This is a genomic window from Corynebacterium sp. HMSC078H07, assembly GCF_001812805.1.
GTDB lineage: Bacteria > Actinomycetota > Actinomycetes > Mycobacteriales > Mycobacteriaceae > Corynebacterium.
On the sequence record NZ_KV810480.1, the window covers coordinates 1 to 1846 of the forward strand.

1 protein-coding gene and 1 pseudogene are annotated in these 1846 nt (G+C 59.3%); both read right to left on the reverse strand.

Annotation, left to right across the window (positions count from 1 at the left end; translation table 11 throughout):
* Positions 1-171: 171 nt before the first annotated feature.
* Positions 172-1110 (reverse strand): class F sortase, encoded by a 939-nt coding sequence (locus tag HMPREF2875_RS06860; RefSeq protein WP_070671518.1) that lies wholly within the window; start codon positions 1108-1110, stop codon positions 172-174.
* Positions 1111-1323: 213 nt separating this feature from the next.
* Positions 1324-1846, reverse strand: a pseudogene (locus HMPREF2875_RS13715) (hypothetical protein); the annotation flags it as partial.

Consider the following 1846-nt stretch of genomic DNA (forward strand, 5'->3'; position numbering starts at 1 on the left):
CCCCGATGTGTCCACTTTCCGGGGGTCGGGCCCCAGATTGTCTCCAACCTCATTGAGCTCCGCCTCGACGACACCCTAACCCCCGATGAGGTCTCCTATTTGGCACTGCACATTGCGCGCTTGAAGGAGGCCTCCGTCTAAGCCATTCACCGGCTTAGACGGCTACGCCCGCTAAGCCGCCGGCACTTCAGCGGGTGCCTCAGCTGGTGCTTCAACCGGCGCCTCGGCCGGTGCTTCAGCACCTTCGTCAGCAGGCGCTGCTACTGGCTCTGCGACGGTAATGATGTTGTCCTCGTAGCCCAACTGACCACCAACAAACTTGCCGCCACAGGTAATCAGAACCAGACGGTTCTCACCATCCGTGTCATTGATAACGTCTGGGAAACCAGAGCCCTTAGGCAAACGATATGGCGCCTCAGTAACGCGGAACCTACGCTCCTCACCGTCGATGTAAACCGCAAACTCCTGGCCCTGCTCTAGGGTGGTGAACTTCTCGGCGAAGCCAGTCCCCTGGCCCTGGTAGTTGATGTGGCCAGTAATCACACTGGAGCCCACCGGGCCAGGCTCACCCGGGACAGCCGAGGCCGAGTACCAGCCCAGCCTCGACACATCACGAGGCGGAATGAGCATTCCGGTATCAGTGACCTGAATCGGATCCACCGCTGCAAAATCTTCATTGATTCCCAAGGACATCGCACCGAAGTCGCGGAACTCACCTGGCGCAGCATCAATTTCTTGGTCCTGCTCACCGGAATCATCCACGAAAGGATCACTATTCGTCGTTTCTGCGGCCTCCTCCGACTGCTCAGCTACCGTGGACGACGCCGCCGAATCGCCAGCATCATCATCGTCGCCACCACGGCCGAAGTACACCACCAGCTGGACAACTACCAGGATGATGGCGATGAGCGCTAGGAGAGCAATGAGCGCCTTCTTGCCGCCCTTCTTCTCACCATCCTCCGGCTTCCTATGAGCGACACCACTACTTCCTCCCGCCGATGCTGGCACGGACGCAGATTCTGTACCAGTGCCTGTATCAGCGTTCGAATCACTATTGGAGTCCTGCGACGGGTACTCCGGGATACCGTTGTTCTCTTCTGGATCGGCCATAACTTCTTACTCCTCTAAGCGCTAGCAGCCCGCCACACTGTGCAGCTGACTGCGGATTTCTAACGTTCTTAAGCATTAAATTTTCTAATTAAACAATAGATGACAAATCCCCTCCAGCGTTCACCATGAACCCTGGAGGGGACTGCCCTACACAAGTTCTGCCCCCCTACCAATCCCTGCCCATATGGGCTAGGGACTGGCGGATGAGGCGGACTACTTGATGAAGTCCTTCATGCCAGGCTCAAGCTTGGTCGCACCAGACGGTACGTGCTTGATCTCGACACGCTCAGCGTTGGACGGCAGCGGCATGCCAGCGTCCTCCGGCGGGGTAGCGTCCAGGACCGTGATCTCGCGGTCATCGTTGGACGGCAGCGGCATGCCAGCGTCCTCCGGCGGGGTAGCGTCCAGAACCGTGATCTCGCGGTCATCGCGACCGGTGTTGTCACCAGTGGACTCACCATGGTCACCACCACGGCCGTTGCCCTCGGTGACCTCCGGGGTGTCCTTACCACCATCGTGGTCGCCACCATTGCCACCGTTGCCACCATCGATGATGAGCTTGATAAGGCCCAGACCCGGGATGAGCAGCAGCCACCACGGCAGGTCAGACTTGTCCTTGCCATCTTCATCGTCGCCCTGGCCGCGACCATGGCCCTCATCCGGAACATCAGTCGTGGACTCAGACGGCTCGTCGCCCGGCTGGTTCGGAGTGGTCTCCTCACCCGGCTTATTCGGG